Annotated in this window: 16 protein-coding genes; 13 read left to right on the top strand and 3 right to left on the bottom strand. The window is 46.1% G+C overall.

Features of this window, described 5'->3' with window-relative positions; all coding sequences use genetic code 11:
• Positions 1–202: 202 nt before the first annotated feature.
• The 3 genes from gyrA (at position 203) to IEY09_RS06475 (ending at position 5,334) form a co-directional block, all read left to right on the top strand.
• Positions 203–2,965: a DNA gyrase subunit A gene (gyrA, locus tag IEY09_RS06485; protein WP_037419047.1), complete on the top strand. Its 2,763-nt coding sequence runs from the start codon at positions 203–205 to the stop codon at positions 2,963–2,965.
• A gap of 105 nt (positions 2,966–3,070) precedes the next feature.
• On the top strand, positions 3,071–4,168 hold the full coding sequence (gene serC / locus IEY09_RS06480) for a 3-phosphoserine/phosphohydroxythreonine transaminase (RefSeq protein ID WP_109285973.1): 1,098 nt from the start codon (positions 3,071–3,073) through the stop codon (positions 4,166–4,168).
• Between the two features lie 245 nt (positions 4,169–4,413).
• Complete coding sequence (locus IEY09_RS06475; protein WP_088585604.1) at positions 4,414–5,334, top strand: LysR family transcriptional regulator; 921 nt, start codon at positions 4,414–4,416, stop codon at positions 5,332–5,334.
• Here IEY09_RS06475 and IEY09_RS06470 read toward each other — a convergent pair.
• The 3 genes from IEY09_RS06470 to IEY09_RS06460 all read right to left on the bottom strand — a co-directional run bounded on the left by IEY09_RS06470 (position 5,331) and on the right by IEY09_RS06460 (position 9,335).
• Positions 5,331–6,242: a YjjW family glycine radical enzyme activase gene (locus tag IEY09_RS06470; RefSeq protein WP_188870350.1), complete on the bottom strand. Its 912-nt coding sequence runs from the start codon at positions 6,240–6,242 to the stop codon at positions 5,331–5,333. The two genes, IEY09_RS06475 and IEY09_RS06470, sit on opposite strands and share 4 nt — an antisense overlap.
• Positions 6,214–7,773 (bottom strand): YjjI family glycine radical enzyme, encoded by a 1,560-nt coding sequence (locus tag IEY09_RS06465; RefSeq protein ID WP_188870348.1) that lies wholly within the window; start codon positions 7,771–7,773, stop codon positions 6,214–6,216. The genes IEY09_RS06470 and IEY09_RS06465 overlap by 29 nt, the downstream gene beginning before the upstream one ends.
• A gap of 371 nt (positions 7,774–8,144) precedes the next feature.
• Positions 8,145–9,335, bottom strand: coding sequence for an amino acid aminotransferase (locus tag IEY09_RS06460; RefSeq protein ID WP_188870346.1), 1,191 nt, complete (start codon positions 9,333–9,335; stop codon positions 8,145–8,147).
• A gap of 433 nt (positions 9,336–9,768) precedes the next feature.
• Between IEY09_RS06460 and aroA the strand changes: the two genes are divergently transcribed.
• The 10 genes from aroA (at position 9,769) to IEY09_RS06410 (ending at position 19,827) form a co-directional block, all read left to right on the top strand.
• Positions 9,769–11,049 (top strand): 3-phosphoshikimate 1-carboxyvinyltransferase, encoded by a 1,281-nt coding sequence (gene aroA / locus IEY09_RS06455; RefSeq protein ID WP_037418895.1) that lies wholly within the window; start codon positions 9,769–9,771, stop codon positions 11,047–11,049.
• A 183-nt stretch (positions 11,050–11,232) separates the two neighbouring features.
• Entirely contained in the window at positions 11,233–11,925 is a 693-nt protein-coding gene (gene cmk, locus IEY09_RS06450; RefSeq protein WP_037418896.1) for a (d)CMP kinase, read from the top strand.
• 103 nt (positions 11,926–12,028) lie between these two features.
• A complete protein-coding gene (gene rpsA, locus IEY09_RS06445; protein WP_011072381.1) occupies positions 12,029–13,696 on the top strand; it encodes a 30S ribosomal protein S1 in 1,668 nt (555 codons plus the stop codon).
• Positions 13,697–13,768: 72 nt separating this feature from the next.
• The gene (gene ihfB, locus IEY09_RS06440) at positions 13,769–14,056 is read left to right on the top strand and encodes an integration host factor subunit beta (protein WP_037418898.1); all 288 of its coding nucleotides are present in this window, start codon (positions 13,769–13,771) and stop codon (positions 14,054–14,056) included.
• 123 nt (positions 14,057–14,179) lie between these two features.
• Entirely contained in the window at positions 14,180–14,455 is a 276-nt protein-coding gene (locus IEY09_RS06435; RefSeq protein WP_037418900.1) for a LapA family protein, read from the top strand.
• Between the two features lies 1 nt (position 14,456).
• Entirely contained in the window at positions 14,457–15,617 is a 1,161-nt protein-coding gene (gene lapB, locus IEY09_RS06430; protein ID WP_037418905.1) for a lipopolysaccharide assembly protein LapB, read from the top strand.
• Positions 15,618–15,659: 42 nt separating this feature from the next.
• The gene (gene pyrF / locus IEY09_RS06425) at positions 15,660–16,355 is read left to right on the top strand and encodes an orotidine-5'-phosphate decarboxylase (protein WP_188870344.1); all 696 of its coding nucleotides are present in this window, start codon (positions 15,660–15,662) and stop codon (positions 16,353–16,355) included.
• Between the two features lie 75 nt (positions 16,356–16,430).
• Positions 16,431–17,255: an SDR family oxidoreductase gene (locus IEY09_RS06420; RefSeq protein ID WP_188870342.1), complete on the top strand. Its 825-nt coding sequence runs from the start codon at positions 16,431–16,433 to the stop codon at positions 17,253–17,255.
• Positions 17,256–17,303: 48 nt separating this feature from the next.
• Positions 17,304–17,846: a DUF2058 domain-containing protein gene (locus IEY09_RS06415; RefSeq protein WP_037418914.1), complete on the top strand. Its 543-nt coding sequence runs from the start codon at positions 17,304–17,306 to the stop codon at positions 17,844–17,846.
• 223 nt (positions 17,847–18,069) lie between these two features.
• A complete protein-coding gene (locus IEY09_RS06410) occupies positions 18,070–19,827 on the top strand; it encodes an acyl-CoA dehydrogenase family protein (RefSeq protein ID WP_037428085.1) in 1,758 nt (585 codons plus the stop codon).
• Positions 19,828–19,858: the final 31 nt, after the last annotated feature.

Genomic DNA, 19,858 nt, shown 5'->3' with positions numbered 1-19,858 from the left:
TTCGCCATTAACAACGGATTTTATCGGGTTTAAAAGTGCAAATTGACAGTGTTTTCATCTATTAAGCCACATCCTTCTCAATTCGCGCAGGATAGGTCTGGCGACATTAAATAACTGTGTTAGAATGCCAAATCACGTTTTTGGGCCGCTCAATGATACGGATTATGCGTTGTCGGCTAATTTTCAGGGGAACGAGCAGTTTATGACTGATCTGGCATCATCTATTTCGCCAATTAATATCGAAGACGAACTAAAGAATTCGTACCTTGATTACGCCATGAGCGTCATCGTAGGACGTGCATTACCAGACGTGCGTGATGGCCTTAAGCCTGTACATCGCCGCGTGCTGTTTGCCATGAGTGAATTGAAGAACGATTGGAACAAGCCGTACAAAAAGTCTGCCCGTGTGGTCGGTGACGTGATCGGTAAATATCACCCCCATGGTGACTCGGCGGTATACGACACTATCGTGCGTATGGCTCAGCCTTTCTCACTGCGTTACACCTTAGTCGACGGTCAAGGAAACTTCGGTTCGGTTGACGGTGACTCTGCCGCGGCAATGCGTTATACCGAAATCCGGATGGATAAGTTAGCGCACCAGCTCCTCGCCGATCTTGAAAAAGAAACCGTTGACTATGTGCCAAACTACGACGGCACAGAACAAATTCCTGCGGTATTACCGACACGCGTACCTAACCTGTTGATTAACGGTTCATCGGGTATTGCGGTGGGTATGGCGACGAACATCCCACCACACAACTTAACTGAAGTGGTTAAAGGCTGTTTAGCGCTGATCGCCGATCCTGCGCTGTCGATTGAACAGCTCATGGAATATATTCCTGGCCCAGATTTCCCAACGGCGGCGATCATCAATGGCCGTAAGGGCATTATCGATGCGTATAAGACGGGCCGCGGCCGCGCAGTCATGCGCGCGCTGGCTGAAGTCGAAACCGAAGATAACGGCCGTGAACGTATTATCGTCACCGAAATTCCTTATCAGGTGAACAAGGCTAAACTCATCGAGAAAATCGCTGAGCTAGTTAAAGATAAGAAGATTGAAGGTATTAGCGGCCTGCGCGATGAGTCTGACAAAGACGGTATGCGCATCGTTATCGAAATCAAGCGTGGTGAAGTGGGCGAAGTTGTCCTGAACAACCTCTATGCCCAGACACAAATGCAATGCTCTTTTGGTATCAACATGGTGGCTTTGACCAATGGTCAGCCTAAGTTGTTCAACTTAAAAGAAATGCTCGAATGCTTTATCCTGCACCGCCGTGAAGTGGTGACTCGCCGTACCGTATTCGAACTGCGTAAAGCGCGCGAACGTGCCCATATTCTTGAGGCATTAGCGGTCGCGCTGGCCAACATCGACCCGATTATTGCGTTGATCAAAGCCTCGCCAACCCCAGCTGACGCTAAAGTCAAACTGGTTGAGCAGGGCTGGGCGCTCGGTCATGTACAGGGCATGCTTGAAAAAGCGGGGGATGATGCGGCGCGGCCTGAATGGTTAGAGCCAGAATTCGGTATCCGTGACGGCTTATATTATCTGACTGAGCAACAGGCTCAGGCGATTCTAGAGCTGCGTTTACACCGTTTAACCGGTCTTGAGCACGATAAGATCATCGCTGAATACGAAGAGCTGCTCGAGTTCATCGCAGGTCTGCTGTTTATTTTGCGCAGCCCTGAGCGTTTGATGGAAGTGATCAAAGAAGAGCTGGAAGAAATTCTTGCTGAATACGGTGATGCGCGCCGCACTGTCATCAACGCCAATGAAATTGATATGAGTCTTGAAGACTTAATCAACGAAGAAGACGTAGTTGTGACTCTGTCACACTTAGGTTACGCCAAGTACCAACCGCTTAGCGATTACCAAGCCCAGCGCCGTGGTGGTAAGGGTAAAGCCGCCACTAAGGTGAAAGACGAAGATTTCGTTGAAAAACTGCTGGTTGCGAACACCCACGATACGATTCTGTGCTTCTCAGACTTCGGTAAAATGTACTGGCTCAAGGTCTATCAGTTACCGCTGGCGAGCCGCACTTCCCGAGGTCGTCCGATTGTTAACTTGCTGCCGCTGGCCGATGGCGAACGCATTACGGCGATTCTGCCGGTGCGTGAATACGCCGAAGATAAGTACATTATCATGGCGACCTCTAACGGTACCGTGAAGAAGACTGCGCTGACAGCTTACAGCAACCCACGTGCTAACGGCATTATCGCTGTTAACCTCAAAGATGGTGACCAACTGATCGGTGTCGATATCACCAATGGTGATGATGAGATCATGCTGTTCTCGAACGAAGGTAAAGTGGTTCGCTTTAAAGAAGGCGAAGAAGTTGCCGTACTCGATGAAAACGGCAACCCAGTGCTGGATGAAGAAGGCAATCCACAAATCAACTTCAAGGGCGTGCGTCCAATGGGCCGCGGTGCGACCGGTGTTCGCGGTATCAAGCTTGAAGAAGGCCAAAAAGTGGTGTCTCTCATCGTACCTAAGGGCGATGGCGCTATCTTAACCGTGACTGAAAACGGCTATGGTAAACGTACTGAACTGTCTGAATACCCATCTAAGAGCCGTGCGACCAAAGGTGTGGTATCGATCAAGGTGAGTGAGCGTAACGGTGCAGTTGTTGGCGCGGTACAAGTTGGCGGCAATGATGAAATCATGCTGATCAGCGACAAAGGTACCTTAGTGCGTACGCCGGCGAACGGTGTGTCTATCATCGGCCGTAATACGCAAGGTGTGACCATTATCCGCACCGCAAGTGATGAGAAAGTGGTTGGTCTGCAACGTATTGATGAGATCCAAGGCGACGAAGATGACGTCGAGCTGGATGAAAACGGTATGCCAATCGTCCCAGTTGTCGCTGAAGGTGACTCTGTTCAACAAGAGCCTTTAGAGGAAGAGGATGAACTGGAAGAAGAATTAGACGAAGATGAAGAGCTTGACGACGAGCAAGACGAAGACTAATTCGAAAGCATAAAAACGAGCGTCCAATTGGACGCTCGTTTTTTTCATGGCAACGTTTTATTTTATGAATTCTAATATCATGGTTTGTAAATAAGGAGAGTGGCAGTGAGCGCGATTTATAATTTCTGTGCAGGTCCTGCGATGTTACCCGCAGCGGTAATGAAAAAAGCACAACAGGAATTACTCGATTGGAATGGGCTAGGTGTCTCCGTGATGGAAGTCAGCCACAGAGGTAAGGAATTTATCGCGCTGACCAAGCAAGCTGAGGCAGATTTACGCGAGCTGATGCACATTCCACAAAACTATCATGTGTTGTTTATGCACGGCGGTGGTCGCGGTCAGTTCTCTGCCGTTGTGAATAATTTTTTAGGCAATCAAGGCCGAGCCCTGTATTTAGTCAGTGGTCAATGGTCTTCTGCAGCATTAGCCGAAGCCCAAAAGCTGGCGGGCGACGCGCAAATTGATAGCCTTAACATTGTTGAAAAACATAATGGACTCAATGCAGTGGTGCTGCCTGATCTGCATAAGATTGATGCCGATTACCGTTATGTACACTACTGTCCAAATGAGACAGTTGATGGTATCGAAATTTTTGATGAACTAGACAGTCCATGGCCGATTGTTGCCGACTTATCATCTACCATTATGTCTCGTGAAATCGATGTCAGCCGTTACGGCTTAATCTATGCTGGCGCACAGAAAAACATTGGTCCTTCGGGCTTATCCATTGTGATCGTGCGTGATGATATGTTGAAACTGCCGAGTTTAACTCAATCATCCATTATGGATTATCGTTTAGCGGTGGAGCATGATTCTATGTTCAATACGCCACCAACATTTGCCTGGTACTTAGCGGCTGAAGTGTTTGCCTGGCTCAAATCCTTAGGTGGTGTGGCCAGTATCGCGAAAATCAATCAGCAAAAAGCGCAAATGCTATATGCCTGTATCGACGCCAATCCTTTCTATAAAAATGGTGTGGTCGCGGCAAACCGCTCACAGATGAATGTGACCTTTCAACTGGCTGATGAATCCCTTGATGGCGCCTTCTTAAAAGAGGCCGAAGCCGCAGGCTTAGTGGCATTAAAGGGGCACCGAATCGTTGGTGGCATGCGTGCAAGCCTATACAATGCAATGCCACTGGAAGGTGTTGCCGCGCTGGTGACATTTATGAACGAGTTTGCAGCTAAACATCACAAGATTTAGTCCGCACTCACCCTATAGCGCATAAGTTTTAAGCTGTTATACGCAAAAAGCGAATGCACATATGCATTCGCTTTTTTGTTGGCTGGATTTGGTTAGGCACTTTTACCGAGCAAGCCTGTGAGCCGGCGCGCATAACAGACCAATATACTTAGCAATCTATTGGGTAAGTTTTATCGTATTGTTTATCATGATTAAAAATTGATATTTTGATTTTTACCATAAGATAAATTACCAGGAAACCACTGATGGATTTAGCCAAGCTTTCGCGTATTAGTATGAAGCACTTAATCACTTTACACGTGATGCTCGATACTCTGAGCGTTACCGCCAGCGCCGAACGTTTATGCTTAAGCCCTTCATCGGTCAGTAAAACCTTAAGTCAGCTTCGAGACAGTTTGAATGATGAACTGTTTTACCGTAATGGTAATTCACTGGTTGCAACACCTTTAGCCAAACGATTAGGCCCAAGCGTGCAACAAATGATCAATGATATGAATCAGATCATAAGTCAAGATGCGTTTACCCCAATAAACTATGAGGGGCGTTTTTCGCTTGCAATGCGTGAAAGCACCTTTGAACTGCTGGCCGCCAAACTCAGCGCCCATATTTTGAGTTTGGCGCCCCATATTCATCTCGATATTTACAGCAAAGACAATATTGGTTTTGATGGACTCATTAATGGCTCGTTAGACTTTGTACTGTTACCCCATGATTTGAGTCAGCCTAATCCTTCGCAAGATGATCTAGTGTGGGAAACCTTGTTCAGTGATGAAATGATTTGCTTAATGAATGCATCCCATCCCTTGGCCAAACAATCGCATATCAGCTTTGATGACTACCTAAGCTACAGCCATATAGGCATCACAGATACGGATCTGAGTACACCTTATTTTGATATTTTACTCGCTCAGCAATCTAAAAAACGTGCCGTCCCCATTTCAGTGCCAGACTTTGGCAGCGCGGCGTTAATGTGTCACAACAGTGAACTGCTGTTTACCTGCTCGCGCCGCTGGGCATCCATCGCGAGCCAAGCCAAAGGCTTAACAGTGAAACCGTTACCCATCGAATATGGAAAAGTGGCTTATAGCCTCGTATGGCATAAACAAAGTATCAAGGATCCCGCGCTACGCTGGCTGTACGAGCAGATCCTGCTTTGTAGCCGTTAAAGGTAGATGGACGGTAACACGATATTTGTTAAGCCTCGCTGGGCAAGGGAGGCTGCTAAGGCTTCAATATCGGTTTGAGTGCAACTTGGCCATGTTAACGCCTCATCAACCACACCATGGTGGTGAAAGGCGTTTAATTTCACCCGCGTATCGGCACCGAGTGTCAGTAAATAGCAAGATAGCGCGTCTATCTCCTGTTCAAAATCCGTAATACCTGGAATATGCAGCAATCTTACTTCATACAGTTTTTGCTGCTGCGCCAAAAGTTGAATGGATTTGAACACCGCATGGTTATCTCGCCCGGTAATGTATCTATGGGAATCTCGTTGCCATGCTTTAAGATCCACCATAGCGCCGTCTAAAAAGGGCAGCAGTTTATGCCAGCCAGTGAGGCTCAAACTGCCATTGGTATCAAGCATACAGGTTAACTGTGATAACGACGTTGAGGCCTTAATCGCTTTAAATAATTCAATAATAAATGGCAGTTGTAGACTTGCTTCGCCGCCGCTCACCGTAATGCCATTAATAAATTGACGCTGATGGTGAAGAATCGCCAAGATTTCTTCCACAGTGTGTCGGGTGACTTTGGGATTGGCTTGTTTTGGACACACAGCAAGACAAGTATCGCACTGGCTACAACGGTCTTTATCCCAATGGATCTGATGCTTATTGTTAGCGTTTATCAATGTCAGCGCCTTGTCAGGGCAGGTGGCGATGCAATCGCCACAGCCATCGCATAAGCCGATGGTATGTGGGTTATGGCAGTTTTTACATTGATAGTTGCAGCCCTGCAAGAATAACACGAGCCTGCTGCCAGGCCCGTCGACGCAGGAAAACGGCAATAGTTGGCTGACAATTGCCTGCTTATTTATGGCCGATTTAGTTAACAACACAGCGGGAGTGCTCATGGGCAATAACGCGTGCTTGGCGTTGCAATATGCCGGTATTTTGTGCTGCTTCAGCCCCTAAACCCGTGGTATTAAGGCGCGAACCGCATTGTTTAAATGCTTCAATATCAGAGCGTTTTACCATATAGCCAGTGACGCGCATTAAATCGTTAGAGGCCACATTGGCGGTAAATTCCCTAAAGCCTAACTCCAGTGCCGCTTTACACAGTTGGAACATGGCTTGAGGATTGGATTTGATGGTTTCATCGATAGTCAAAATATCGCTGATCCCCGCCGTATAATACTGGTGATGCTGCGCGAGGGCTTGAATATGGGCGATGGGGTTGGGTTCTGTGCCATAGGGAATGCGAACGCCAGGCGTCACGTTTTTATCGAGACTAATACCGCCCTGTGAATGCAGCAGCGCTCGTCCATGGTAGCCATAGGTGACGGGCGTGGATTTTAATATGGTATCGAGGGCGGCAGAAATACGGTAGCCAAGTTGGTTTGCATCCATGCTATGGCCATAACCTGTGGGTTTGTTTGATTGAGATGATTTGTCTGTCTCACTTGTCATCTGAGCTTGCAGAATATTCACCGCTTCAGCCATACCGTAAATACCAAACATGGGGGCAAAGCGCGATTCATCAATCAATTGTTCTTTAACTAAAAAGCTATCAAAGAAGTGCGACTCTTGATGTAAAAATGCTGAGCGCGCCTCGATAAGTTCGAAGGTGAGTGAGCAGTAATAGGGCAAGACACGCTCAAAAAAGTCATTGATTGATGTGGCCTTTAATGCCACTTCTTTCAGATTGAGTCTAACCAAGGTATTAGCGCCGCCTGCTAATGGTAAGGCATTGTAGCAACTCACAATACCAAAGCCGCGCTTGTCAAATGCACTGGCATGCAGAGGATAGTTGGCGATATGCGGTTTACTGCACTGACAAATATTGGTGGCCGCAATTTGCAATAATTCATCCGGCGTGACGGCAGGGTCATACATAAAGGTCAAATTGGGGGCAACTTGTTTGAGTTCGGCATCAATGCGCAGTAGGGTGCGGCAAACAATATTGTCTGTTGGGCCAATATTGACGTGCATAAAGGCGTCGGGCAGGGTTCTGTCGAGCATTATCCAGAACAGCTTTAGTTTACGATAAAGGACATCCGCATCCATTCCTTCAACGAAAGGCATCAAAATGTCGTCCAACTGACCTAAATACACGGGGATATTGGTCACCGATGGCACATGGTGATACAGAATCGTTAAGGCATTGAGGGCTTCATCTAAATTTTGCGCGGGAACAAGCTCTAAATATTCAGAGCCTTGCTCAAGATAGCGGACATAATCTGGCAATACATAGCGCGGTTTAAACGGTGTATGGCCTTCAAACATATCGCAGATCACGCCGTCTTTCATCGCTGTTTTTACTTCATCTGATATTGGCATGTAGGGCAAACTCGCCTCCGCCTCCAACGCTAAATAGTTAGATTTTTGCTTAGGTGAAAGCTGCGGACTGGTGACGATTTGCATTAATTTATCTTGTAATAACATGGCGGAATATCCACAAGTTCAATAATGACGATTAATCTACTGGGCGGCTTTGGCTTTAAAAAGTGAAAATTGCCGTAGCCCCGATTGATAAAATGGAAATCCGCTGACCGAGATCACAACGTGCGGTTTATTGTGATAAGACCGTGGAGTCAACATCATTCAAATAGGGTTTTACGATTGAAAATAAATGCTTAAACGGTGAGGATGGCGTGGCTTATGAGGTTTTTTGGGGAGAAACGAAAAGGAAGACTCGTCAATCCAAACTAAATAGACGAGTGTAATATTGACAAGCGGTAGAGCAACTCTGCTGCATCCTAAATCGAGAATACAGCAGAGTATGCTGTGTAGAAAAAATACTAAAGCGCTTGTATTTAAAGCACTTTGGCAATCGACTTGGCTAAGTAATCCACATTGTCTTCGCTAATGCCTGCAATGCTAATACGGCTCGAACCCACCATATAAATGCTGAATTCTTTCTGTAAACGTGCCACTTGCTCAGGATTAACTCCTAGGAAAGAGAACATACCTTTTTGGCGAGCGATAAAGCCAAAGTCACGCTCAACGCCATTGGCCTTAAGTTTTTCCACTAAAATCGCGCGGTTACCGTTGATACGGTCGCGCATCACTTTGAGCTCATCAAGCCATTCTTGGGTTAATTCTTTTGATCCTAAAATCGTCTCAACAATCGCCGCGCCGTGGGCTGGCGGCATGGAGTAGAGGCAGCGAACCACATAAAGCAGTACAGATTGCGCGATATTGGCGGTATTGGCATCTTTGGCAACCACAGAGCATGAACCGATACGCTCACGGTAAAGACCGAAGTTTTTCGAGCATGAACTACACAGGATCATATTATCAACGGCTGCAGCCATTTTACGCACGCCGTAGGCATCAATATCAACACCATCGCCAAAACCTTGGTAGGCCATGTCGATAAGCGGGGTAAAACCTTGCTCCTTGGTGAGGGCAACCACTTTGTCCCATTGCTCAGTGGTTAAATCCATCCCACTTGGGTTATGGCAACAGGCGTGAAATAACACCACATCATCAGGACTCACTTGCGATAATGCAGCAAGCATCTCATCAAATTTCAATGATTTACTATCGTAGTCATAATAGGGATAAGTTTTTACTGTAATCCCAGCAGCTTCGAATAAACCGGTATGGTTAGCCCATGTTGGATCGCTGACCCACAATACCGCATTAGGATTGCAACGTTTAATAAAGTCACCCGCAACACGCAGGGCGCCCGTACCACCTGGTGTGGAAACTGTACGAATACGGTTAGCGATAATCGCGCTATGATCACTGCCAAAGGCTAATTGTGTCATCAGGGTATTAAACTGAGGCGAACCGGTTGGACCGATATAGACCTTTGTCGTCTCCGTTTCTAAACGAAATTTCTCGGCTTTTTTTACACAATTGAGAATGGGGGTGTTTCCCGCGGGGTCTTTATAAACACCGACACCTAAGTCTACTTTCTGTGGATGTGTGTCTTCGCGGTACTGGGTCAACAAGCCGAGGATCGGATCCGCAGGCATTGCGATGAGTGAGTTAAACATAGCTCCATCTACCTTTCTAGTTATTAAGCGACAGCATGAATCACATAGGATGTGCGTGATTTATCGATTGAAACCTAGGATAACGTGAATAGATGAAAACTTTAAAGTAAAAATGGTGTTTAGAGACCAATTAGTCTGGCAAAAAAGCCTGCCGAAAAAGCGTTTAGATCACAATTTCACCCATTATATTTAGTATTTTTGTTATTTTTAGGCTGACTTGAGTAAATTTCCGGTTTCAAAAGCCATTTTTTAGTAAAAAACGGTTGAATCCTGCGTCACTATCGGTAAATTTATAACGACGAAGCACCAACAAGGTCCCCAATCTCCTTTTATTAGTAACGTAAACTTGACGTCCTGTAGCGTGAAGTTGCCATTAGCCTATTCAGTTCGCGTGATGACATCAATCACGCCCAAAGAGAAAGAAGATTTATTCATGAAGCAATTACGTCTTGAACCTGTTGTGCAAGTCCGCGGTGAGATCAATATTCCCGGCTCAAAAAGTATTTCAAACCGCGCTTTATTATTGGCGACCTTAGCCAAAGGCACCACCACGCTCACCAATCTGCTCGACTCCGATGATATTCGCCACATGTTGGCGTCTTTAAAGCAATTGGGGGTTGAATACCGTTTATCGCAAAACAACACTGTCTGTGAACTCATAGGGTTAGGTGGGACGATTTCGGCAGATAGCGCGCAAACGCTGTTTTTAGGCAATGCGGGGACGGCAATGCGGCCATTATGCGCAGCGCTGACCTTGGGGCGAGGCGAATTTACCTTAACCGGCGAGCCGCGCATGGAAGAGCGTCCTATCGGTGACTTAGTCGATGCCTTAAGGCAACTTGGTGCCAATGTTGTGTATTTAAAAAATGACGGTTTCCCGCCTCTAACCATTAATGCGACAGGTCTTAATGGTGGTGATGTGGAAATTGCCGGCGATCTGTCTAGCCAATTCTTAACGGCGTTGTTAATGGTTGCGCCCCTTGCGAAGGGTAGCGTGAATATTCATGTTAAGGGAGAACTGGTTTCTAAACCTTATATCGACATTACCTTAGCCTTGATGGCGCAGTTTGGCGTTCAGGTGATTAATCATGACTATGCCCGCTTTGAAATCCCAGCCGGGCAGCAGTATGTGTCTCCAGGTAAAGTGTTAGTGGAAGGGGATGCATCTTCTGCATCTTACTTTTTAGCTGCGGGAGCCATTAAGGGCGGTGAAGTAAAAGTCACTGGCGTTGGCCGTTTAAGCATTCAGGGCGATGTGAAATTTGCCGATGTGCTGGAAAAAATGGGCGCCGATATTGAGTGGGGCGATGATTACATTATTGCGCGTGGCGCGCCGTTAACCGCGGTTGATTTAGACATGAATCATATTCCCGATGCGGCAATGACCATTGCCACCGCGGCCTTGTTTGCTAAGGGCACGACCACCATTCGCAATATCTATAACTGGCGCATTAAAGAGACCGACCGATTAGCTGCGATGGCCACAGAGCTGCGTAAAGTGGGAGCGTTAGTGGAAGAGGGGCATGATTATATTCAAATCACGCCGCCAGCAGTACTGAATACCGCAGAGATTGACACTTATAACGATCACCGCATGGCCATGTGCTTCTCCATGCTGGCCTTTGCCGATTGCGGGATCACTATTAACGATCCTGACTGCACCTCGAAAACCTTCCCTGACTATTTTGCTCAATTTGCCAGTCTGAAGGCCTAACGTTTTCAGCTAACAGATTGACTTCTGACCATATCAAACAAAAGAAGCCGCATTTGAGCGGCTTCTAAACTTCATAAAAAATCCACGGATTTTATTTGTATATTATTGTACAATGCGGCGCGCTCATTTTCGGGGCTCTACTTATGAACTCACGGATGATGATTATTTTTTGCGGAGGAATGTATGTCTGAACGGGCTCCTGTAGTCACAATCGACGGCCCAAGTGGTGCTGGTAAAGGGACAATTAGCCAATTATTGGCTAAGCATCTAGGTTGGCAACTGCTTGATAGTGGTGCAATTTATCGAGTACTTGCACTAGCTGCCATTCATCACGACGTAGAATTGGAAAATGAAGAGTCCATCACCTTGCTAGCTTCACACCTCGATGTGAAATTTTTAACGGGCAATGAGAAAGACCCCGTTCAAGTGATCTTAGAAGGTGAAGACGTCACCACAGCGATACGTACCCAAGAATGTTCAAATGCTGCCTCTAAAGTGGCGGCGTTTCCCCGTGTTAGGGAAGCCTTATTGCGTCGCCAACGAGCCTTTAGAACGGCACCGGGATTGATCGCCGATGGCCGCGATATGGGGACGGTAGTTTTCCCAACAGCATCGGCTAAATTATATTTAACGGCATCTGCACAAGAGCGGGCTCAAAGACGCTATAATCAGTTGCAGGACAAGGGCTTCGATGTTAATATCGAGCGCCTTTTAGCTGAAATTATCGAACGTGATGACCGCGATATGAATCGTCCTGTGGCACCATTGGTCCCAGCCGAGGATGCGCTCGTTATCGATACAAGCGATAAAGGTATTGATGAAGTACTGGAGCTTGCGCTCAACTTTATCAAGCAAAAATTATCCAGCACTAACTAAAATTATTGCTCGGGTAGGTATTCGTATTAAGGATGATACGGATAATTTGACTGACTCCACGTCTAGGATTGACTGTGGTTTATTACATTAAAGTAACTTAAACATGACTGAATCTTTTGCTGATCTATTTGAACAATCCCTTCAAACTCTGGAATTCCGTCCAGGCTCTATCGTTCGTGGTACTGTAGTTGCTATCGAAAACGGTATGGTTCTGGTTGATGCAGGTCTGAAGTCTGAAAGCCCAATCCCAGCTGAACAATTCAAAAACGCTCAAGGTGTTTTAGAAATCGCTGTTGGTGATGAAGTTGACGTAGCTCTTGACTCTGTTGAAGACGGCTTCGGTGAGACTCAACTGTCTCGCGAAAAAGCGAAACGTCACGAAGCTTGGATCGTTCTGGAAAAAGCTTACGAAGATGCTGAAACTGTAATCGGTATCATCAATGGTAAAGTGAAAGGCGGTTTCACTGTTGAATTAAACGGTATCCGTGCCTTCTTACCAGGTTCTCTAGTTGACGTGCGCCCAGTTCGCGACACCGCTCACTTAGAGTACAAAGAATTAGAATTCAAAGTTATCAAACTAGACCAGAAGCGTAACAACGTTGTTGTTTCTCGTCGTGCAGTTATCGAATCAGAAAGCAGCGCTGAGCGTGATGCACTGTTAGAAAACCTGCAAGAAGGTCAAGCAGTTAAAGGTATCGTTAAGAACCTGACTGACTACGGTGCATTCGTAGATTTAGGTGGCGTTGACGGTCTGTTACATATCACTGATATGGCATGGAAACGCGTTAAGCACCCATCTGAAATCGTCAACGTTGGTGACGAAATCAACGTTAAAGTACTGAAGTACGATCGTGAGCGCACTCGTGTGTCTCTAGGTCTGAAACAACTTGGCGAAGATCCATGGTTAGAAATCAGCAAGCGCTACCCAGAAAACACTAAGTTAACTGGTCGCGTAACTAACCTGACTGACTACGGTTGTTTCGTTGAAATCGAAGAAGGCGTTGAAGGTTTAGTTCACGTTTCTGAAATGGATTGGACTAACAAGAACATCCACCCATCTAAAGTGGTTAACTTAGGTGATGAAGTTGAAGTTCTGGTTCTGGACATCGATGAAGAGCGTCGTCGTATTTCTCTAGGTCTGAAGCAATGTAAGACCAACCCATGGGATGACTTCGCAACTCGTTACAACAAAGGCGACAAGGTTTCTGGTAAGATCAAGTCAATCACTGACTTCGGTATCTTCATCGGTCTTGACGGCGGTATCGATGGTTTAGTTCACTTGTCTGACATTTCTTGGAACGGCACTGGTGAAGACGCAGTATCTGAGTACAAGAAAGGCGACGAAATCCACGCAGTGGTTCTGTCTGTTGACCCAGAGCGTGAGCGTATCAGCTTAGGTGTTAAACAAACTGAAGACGACCCATTCAACGCTTACTTAGCTGACAAGAAGAAAGGTACTATCGTACACGGTACTGTTTCTGCTGTTGATGCTAAAGGTGTGACTGTTGAACTGGCTGACACTGTTGAAGGTTACATCCGTGTAGCTGACATCAGCCGTGAGCGCATCGAAGATGCATCTACTGTTTACTCAGTAGGTGACGCAATCGAAGCTAAGTTCATGGGTGTTGACCGTAAGAACCGTTCTATCAGCCTGTCAATCAAAGCGAAAGACGAAGCTGAAGAAAAAGAAGTAATGGCGACCTTGAATAAACAAGAAGACGCTGTTATTAGTAATGCAATGGCTGAAGCGTTTAAAGCAGCTCGCAAATAATCGCCTGTTGTATGGGGAGATTTTCTCCCCATTAGGTGACTGTGTTTGGCTTGATAATAGGGGATAGCTAGGATGACAAAATCCGAACTGATCGAAAAACTCGCCACCAGGCAGTCGCAGCTGTCGGCGAAAGAGGTAGAAGGCGCAATCAAAGAGATGTTGGAGCAAATGGCATCAACATTAGAAAGCGGTGATCGTATTGAGATCCGTGGCTTTGGTAGTTTCTCGCTTCATTATCGTGCGCCGCGTACTGGCCGCAATCCAAAGACGGGTTCATCCGTCGAATTGGAAGGCAAATACGTCCCGCACTTTAAGCCAGGCAAAGAACTGCGCGAACGCGTTGACGCTGTCAATGTTTAATTGACCGCATTGCAAAAAGCCTCCGCAAGGGGGCTTTTTTATATCTAATGTAAGGCAAAGCTGGTCAGCTCAGTAAATTTCTTGGATAATCAGAAAATTGAAAGGCGTTTAAGGGAGTGCGACGTGAAATCTTTTGTAGCGACAGTCCTAGTGGCACTGTTATTTATAGTGGCTTTGATTTTTGGCGCACGTAATGAACAAGTCGTGACAATCAGCTACTTTGTGGCACAAGGGGAGTACCGTTTACCCGTTGTGTTAGCGATTGTTTTCTTTGCAGGCTTTATGCTTAGTTGGCTGGTAGCGAGCTATTATATTGTTAAACTTAAATTGGCTTTAGCGGCAACGAAAAAGAAATTAACGGTTCAAACTGCTAAAAAACCTCAAGGTGTAGACGCCTAATATGCTTGAGATCCTCTTCCTGTTGCTTCCTATTGCTGCCGGTTACGGTTGGTATATGGGGCGGCGGAGCATAAGGCAAAATCAGAGCAATCAGCGTAAACAATTAAGTCGTGATTACTTCACCGGCTTAAATTACTTATTGTCTAACGAGTCGGACAAAGCGGTCGACTTGTTCATCAGTATGCTTGATGTAGACGATGAAACCATCGACACCCATCTTTCCCTCGGTTCCTTATTCCGTAAGCGTGGTGAGGTTGACCGCTCGATTCGTATCCATCAAAACTTAATTGCCCGTCCTACGCTCACCAATGAGCAGCGCGATATCGCCATGATGGAGCTGGGCAAAGACTATCTTGCCGCGGGATTTTACGACCGTGCTGAAGAAATTTTTCTGAATTTGGTGAGTCAAGATGATCATAGCGAAGAGTCTGAAACTCAGCTGATTGCGATTTACCAAGTGATAAAGGAATGGCAAAAAGCCATCGATATCACCAAACGTTTAAGCCGTAAACGTCAACTCGTACTCAAACCGATAACAGCGCATTTTTATTGCCAACTTGCCGATGAAACCAGTGATGATGCTGAGAAGGTCAAGCTACTGCAACAAGCCTTAAAACAAGATCCCAAATGTGGCCGAGCCTTATTGACTCTTGCCAAGAAATTTCTCGATGCGAAGGATTACAGTCAGTGTAAATCCATGCTGATAGCATTAAAAAAGGCCGATATTGAGCTTTTTGCTGATGCACTGCCGACGGCTAAAGAAGTATATCGCGATACTCAAGATAAAGAGGGCTATCAAGAGTTATTAGCTGGCGCTATGGCTGAAGGTGCTGGCGCATCCGTAGTGGTGGCGCTTGCCCAACATATGATAAGCCTTGATGAGATTAAAGCTGCTGAAAACATGGTGCTCGATGCGCTTTATCGCCATCCGACCATGAAGGGTTTTCAGCACTTAATGCAAATGCATCTACGCCAAGCAGAAGAAGGGCAAGCTAAACAAAGTTTGACAATGCTTGAGCAACTTGTTGAACAACAAATTAAATTCCGGCCAAGCTACCGCTGTAAAGAATGTGGTTTCCCATCCCATACACTATATTGGCATTGTCCTTCTTGCAAAAAGTGGGGCACCATTAAACGGATCAGAGGCTTGGACGGTGAATAACTTTTTTAAATATCTAGTTAGTGTAACCCTGTTGGAGAGATGATGACGACTAAACCTATCCTCGTAGCGCTTGATTACGATAATAAAAACCACGCTTTACAATTGATAGATCAACTCGATCCCAACATGTGTCGCCTGAAAGTTGGCAAAGAAATGTTTACCCTGTTCGGCCCGCAATTGGTTAAAGATATCCATGACCGTGGCTTCGATCTTTTCCTCGACTTAAAATTTCACGATATTCCTAATACGGTTGCGAAAGCGGTTGCTGCTGCAGCGGAACTTGGTGTGTGGATGACGAATGTCCATGCCAGTGGCGGCTTAGCGATGATGGAAGCGGCGAAAAAGGCTTTGCAGCCTTACGGTAACGAGGCGCCAATGCTGATTGCTGTGACGGTATTAACCTCTATGAGCGATGACGATCTGAAGCTCATCGGCATTGATGTGCCAGCATTTGAGCATGTTCAGCGTTTAGCTAAATTGACTAAACAGGCCGGACTTGATGGTGTTGTCTGTTCAGCCCAAGAAGCGAGCGTGCTTAAGTCTTTATTAGGTCAAGATTTTAAACTTATTACACCCGGCATTCGCCCTGTGGGTAGTGAGGTTGGCGACCAACACCGTGTGATGACGCCGCCTGAGGCGCTTGCTGCCGGTTCTGATTATTTAGTGATTGGTCGTCCGATCACTAAGGCGACAGATCCTCTGGCTGCGCTGCAGGCGATTCACCAATCTTTGCTTTAGTATACTGAACAGCACACTATTTAGCTGTTAAGGTTCGTATTCGCGACAAACTTTAACCGTTCACGGAGAACGTCCATGCTCAATACTACGATGTTTAATTATCAGGGTAAGAATGTTGTCGTTGTCGGTGGTACCAGTGGTATAAACCTCGCAATTGCCATTGCGTTTGCCCATGCGGGAGCCAATGTGGCGGTGGCGAGTCGCAGCCAAGATAAAGTCGATGCTGCGGTGTTACAGCTCAAACAGGCGAATCCAGATGGGATCCATCTTGGGGTGAGTTTTGATGTAAGGGATTTAGCCGCAGTAGAACAGGGCTTTGAAACCATCGCCTCAGAATTTGGTTTTATTGATGTATTGGTGAGCGGCGCTGCGGGCAATTTTCCAGCAACTGCCGCTAAGCTTTCGGCGAATGGTTTTAAAGCCGTAATGGATATTGATTTATTGGGCAGTTTCCAAGTACTGAAAACAGCTTATCCTTTACTGCGTCGCCCACAGGGGAATATTATTCAAATTTCTGCGCCACAGGCATCGATTGCGATGCCAATGCAGGCCCATGTTTGTGCGGCAAAAGCGGGGGTTGACATGCTGACGCGAACCTTAGCTATTGAATGGGGCTGTGAAGGCATTCGAATTAACTCCATTATTCCAGGCCCGATTACAGGCACCGAAGGCTTTAATCGTTTAGCGCCGAGCGCTGCACTACAGCAACAAGTGGCGCAATCGGTACCGTTAAAACGCAATGGGGAAGGGCAAGATATTGCCAACGCAGCGTTATTTTTAGGCTCTGAGCTGGCATCCTATATCACGGGTGTTGTACTTCCCGTCGATGGAGGTTGGTCACTGGGCGGTGCCAGTATCGCGATGACTGCCTTAGGTGAATTAGCAAGCAAAGGGCAGTAACTAAATAGTTATAACTCATTTATTTAATAGAAAATCGGGTGAAAATCCATGGCGAATGCATTACAAGAGCAGCTACTGAAAGCTGGACTTGCCAGTAAACAAAAAGTGCGTGATGTAAAAACGCAAAAGCGTCGCGATAAAAAGGCGCGGGTTGACGACGGCTCAAGCGCGTTAAAACTTGAGATTGCCGAGCAAAAACGCTTACAAGCTGAAAAAGACAAAGCCCTCAATGAACAACGCTTTGCAGAGGCAACGGCCCGAGGACAAGTGCGTGGATTAGTGAGTGAGTTCACGCAATTTGCTATCAAGATCCCAAGTCATGCCGAGATCAAATTCAACTATACGCTCGACAATAAAATTTACTCTGTCTATATCGATGAGAAAATTCAATCCGAATTGCTTAAAGGCCAATTAGGGATTGTTCGATACGAAGATAAGAGCTACCTCGTCCCCCACAAGCTTGCCGAACGCGTGAATCTATTGGTGCCACAATGGTGCGGCTATTTGTGGCAACAGGATGCGGGCAAGGTCGTAGAAGTCGAAGATGATCCTTATGCTGATTATGCGATCCCTGACGATTTAATGTGGTAATCAATACGTTAATCGTGAGCTAAGCCGACGACAACCTAGTTTACTTCTCGCTACACTATAACCCTTAAGGTCACTTAAGGGTTTTTTATTGCCTGTTCTTCACTCTGTTATGTTGCGTAGATTAGTGCTTAGCATCAAAGTGAATTTGTAATGAGATTGTTTTCTGTATAGAACTGGTATAAATTAAAACAACTGTTTAAATCCTACGTTTAAGAGTCTCCCAATGAATCCTTACCAAGCCCCGTTAGCAGATATGCGTTTCTTACTGGAACAGGTTTTTGATGCCCCAAATACGTGGTCACAATTACCTGAGATTGCAGAAATGGTTGATATGGATACGGCCAATGCAATCCTTGAAGAAGCGGCAAAAATCAGTGCTGAATTAATCCATCCGCTAAACCGTGCTGGTGATGAGCAAGGCGTTTTACACCAAGATAATGGTGTGATTACCCCCGAGGGGTATAAAGCCGTATATAAGCAATATTCTGAAGGTGGTTGGGTAGGCCTATGTGGTGAGCCTGAGTTTGGTGGTATGGGCATGCCCAAAATGCTTGGTGTATTAGTGGATGAAATGGCCTACAGTGCCTGCAACGCGTTTACGCTTTATGGCTCATTAACCGCGGGGGCAGCTTTGTGTATCAATGCCCACGGTAGCGAAGCATTAAAACAAGCTTATTTACCCAAGTTATATTCTGGTGAATGGGCTGGAGCGATGGATATGACAGAGCCACAAGCTGGCTCTGATCTGCGTAATATTCGCACTCGCGCTATTCCATTGGAGGACGGCAGTTATGCGATTAGTGGCAGCAAAATTTTTATTACTGGTGGCGATCACGATCTCACTGAAAACGTCATTCACTTAGTGCTGGCAAAATTACCAGAAAGCAAAGGTATTTCACTGTTCCTCGTACCCAAAATCACGGTTAATGATGATGGCAGCTTAGGTGAGGCTAACGGTGTTAGCGTGGGGTCAATCGAGCACAAGATGGGCCTTAAAGGCTCAGCAACCTGTGTGATGAATTTTGATGAAGCAAAGGGTTATCTGATTGGCCAGCCTAATCGTGGCTTGGTTTGTATGTTCACCATGATGAACTACGAACGTTTAGCTATTGGTATTCAAGGGCTTGGCAGCGCACAAGCCGCATATCAAATGGCCGCCGATTATGCTAAAGAGCGCAATCAAGGCGTTGCTGCCGGTGGCTCACCCACGGGGAGCGATTCTGATCCTATTATCGTCCATGGCGATGTGCGCCGTATGCTACTGACAATCCGCGCGATGACAGAAGCGGGACGTGCCTTATCCATATTTACCGGCAAACAGCTCGATTTGGCGAAATATGCTCAAGATGAGGTTAAAGCTAAAGCTGCACGCTATGTGGGGTTATTAACTCCCGTTGCTAAAGCGTTTTTAACTGACCGTGGTTTAGACGCGACTATCATGGCGCAGCAAGTCTTTGGTGGACATGGTTATATTCGTGAAACAGGCATTGAGCAATTGGTACGTGATACCCGCATTGCGCAAATCTATGAAGGCACAAATGGTATTCAAGCCATTGACTTTCTAGGTCGAAAAGTCACTGGCGACAACTTAGCGACGCTAAAAGAGTTTGTGGCCGAATTAAAAGCACAAATGCGTGAATTTACACAGGTCGACGGTGTAAAAGTTGCCGCCGTTTGTGCTCGTTTAGATGCTTTAGTCCATGTGGCCGAATCGATCAATGAGCAAAAACTGACTCAACCTGCGTTAATCAATGCTTGTGCAGTCGACTTTTTAGATGCCTTTGGTTACAGCTTATATGGTTTTTATTGGCTAGCCATGTTGGATAAGGTCCCTAGCGCAGAGGATAAAAACTTTGCCGAGCAAAAAGCTTACCTCGCTAAATTCTATTTTGATAAGTTATTGCCTAAGGCCGATTATCATTTAGCGCAAGTGCGTGCGGGTGATGCCAGTACTATGGCAATGCCAGCAGAATTATTCTAAGTTTGGGTTGGTGAGATAAATGATGTAAAAA

The organism is Shewanella xiamenensis, assembly GCF_014647135.1.
In the GTDB taxonomy this organism is placed as follows: domain Bacteria; phylum Pseudomonadota; class Gammaproteobacteria; order Enterobacterales; family Shewanellaceae; genus Shewanella; species Shewanella xiamenensis.
Note: the sequence above shows the minus strand (reverse complement) of the source record. Positions and strands in the feature narration are given on the sequence as shown.

Coding starts and splice junctions, on each gene's coding strand:
- gyrA (WP_037419047.1), top strand. CDS start 203: ATGACTGATCTGGCATCATCTATTTCGCCAATTAATATCGAAGACGAA.
- IEY09_RS06475 (WP_088585604.1), top strand. CDS start 4,414: ATGGATTTAGCCAAGCTTTCGCGTATTAGTATGAAGCACTTAATCACT.
- IEY09_RS06470 (WP_188870350.1), bottom strand. CDS start 6,242: ATGAGCACTCCCGCTGTGTTGTTAACTAAATCGGCCATAAATAAGCAG.
- IEY09_RS06465 (WP_188870348.1), bottom strand. CDS start 7,773: ATGTTATTACAAGATAAATTAATGCAAATCGTCACCAGTCCGCAGCTT.
- IEY09_RS06460 (WP_188870346.1), bottom strand. CDS start 9,335: ATGTTTAACTCACTCATCGCAATGCCTGCGGATCCGATCCTCGGCTTG.
- aroA (WP_037418895.1), top strand. CDS start 9,769: ATGAAGCAATTACGTCTTGAACCTGTTGTGCAAGTCCGCGGTGAGATC.
- cmk (WP_037418896.1), top strand. CDS start 11,233: ATGTCTGAACGGGCTCCTGTAGTCACAATCGACGGCCCAAGTGGTGCT.
- rpsA (WP_011072381.1), top strand. CDS start 12,029: ATGACTGAATCTTTTGCTGATCTATTTGAACAATCCCTTCAAACTCTG.
- ihfB (WP_037418898.1), top strand. CDS start 13,769: ATGACAAAATCCGAACTGATCGAAAAACTCGCCACCAGGCAGTCGCAG.
- lapB (WP_037418905.1), top strand. CDS start 14,457: ATGCTTGAGATCCTCTTCCTGTTGCTTCCTATTGCTGCCGGTTACGGT.
- pyrF (WP_188870344.1), top strand. CDS start 15,660: ATGACGACTAAACCTATCCTCGTAGCGCTTGATTACGATAATAAAAAC.
- IEY09_RS06420 (WP_188870342.1), top strand. CDS start 16,431: ATGCTCAATACTACGATGTTTAATTATCAGGGTAAGAATGTTGTCGTT.
- IEY09_RS06415 (WP_037418914.1), top strand. CDS start 17,304: ATGGCGAATGCATTACAAGAGCAGCTACTGAAAGCTGGACTTGCCAGT.
- IEY09_RS06410 (WP_037428085.1), top strand. CDS start 18,070: ATGAATCCTTACCAAGCCCCGTTAGCAGATATGCGTTTCTTACTGGAA.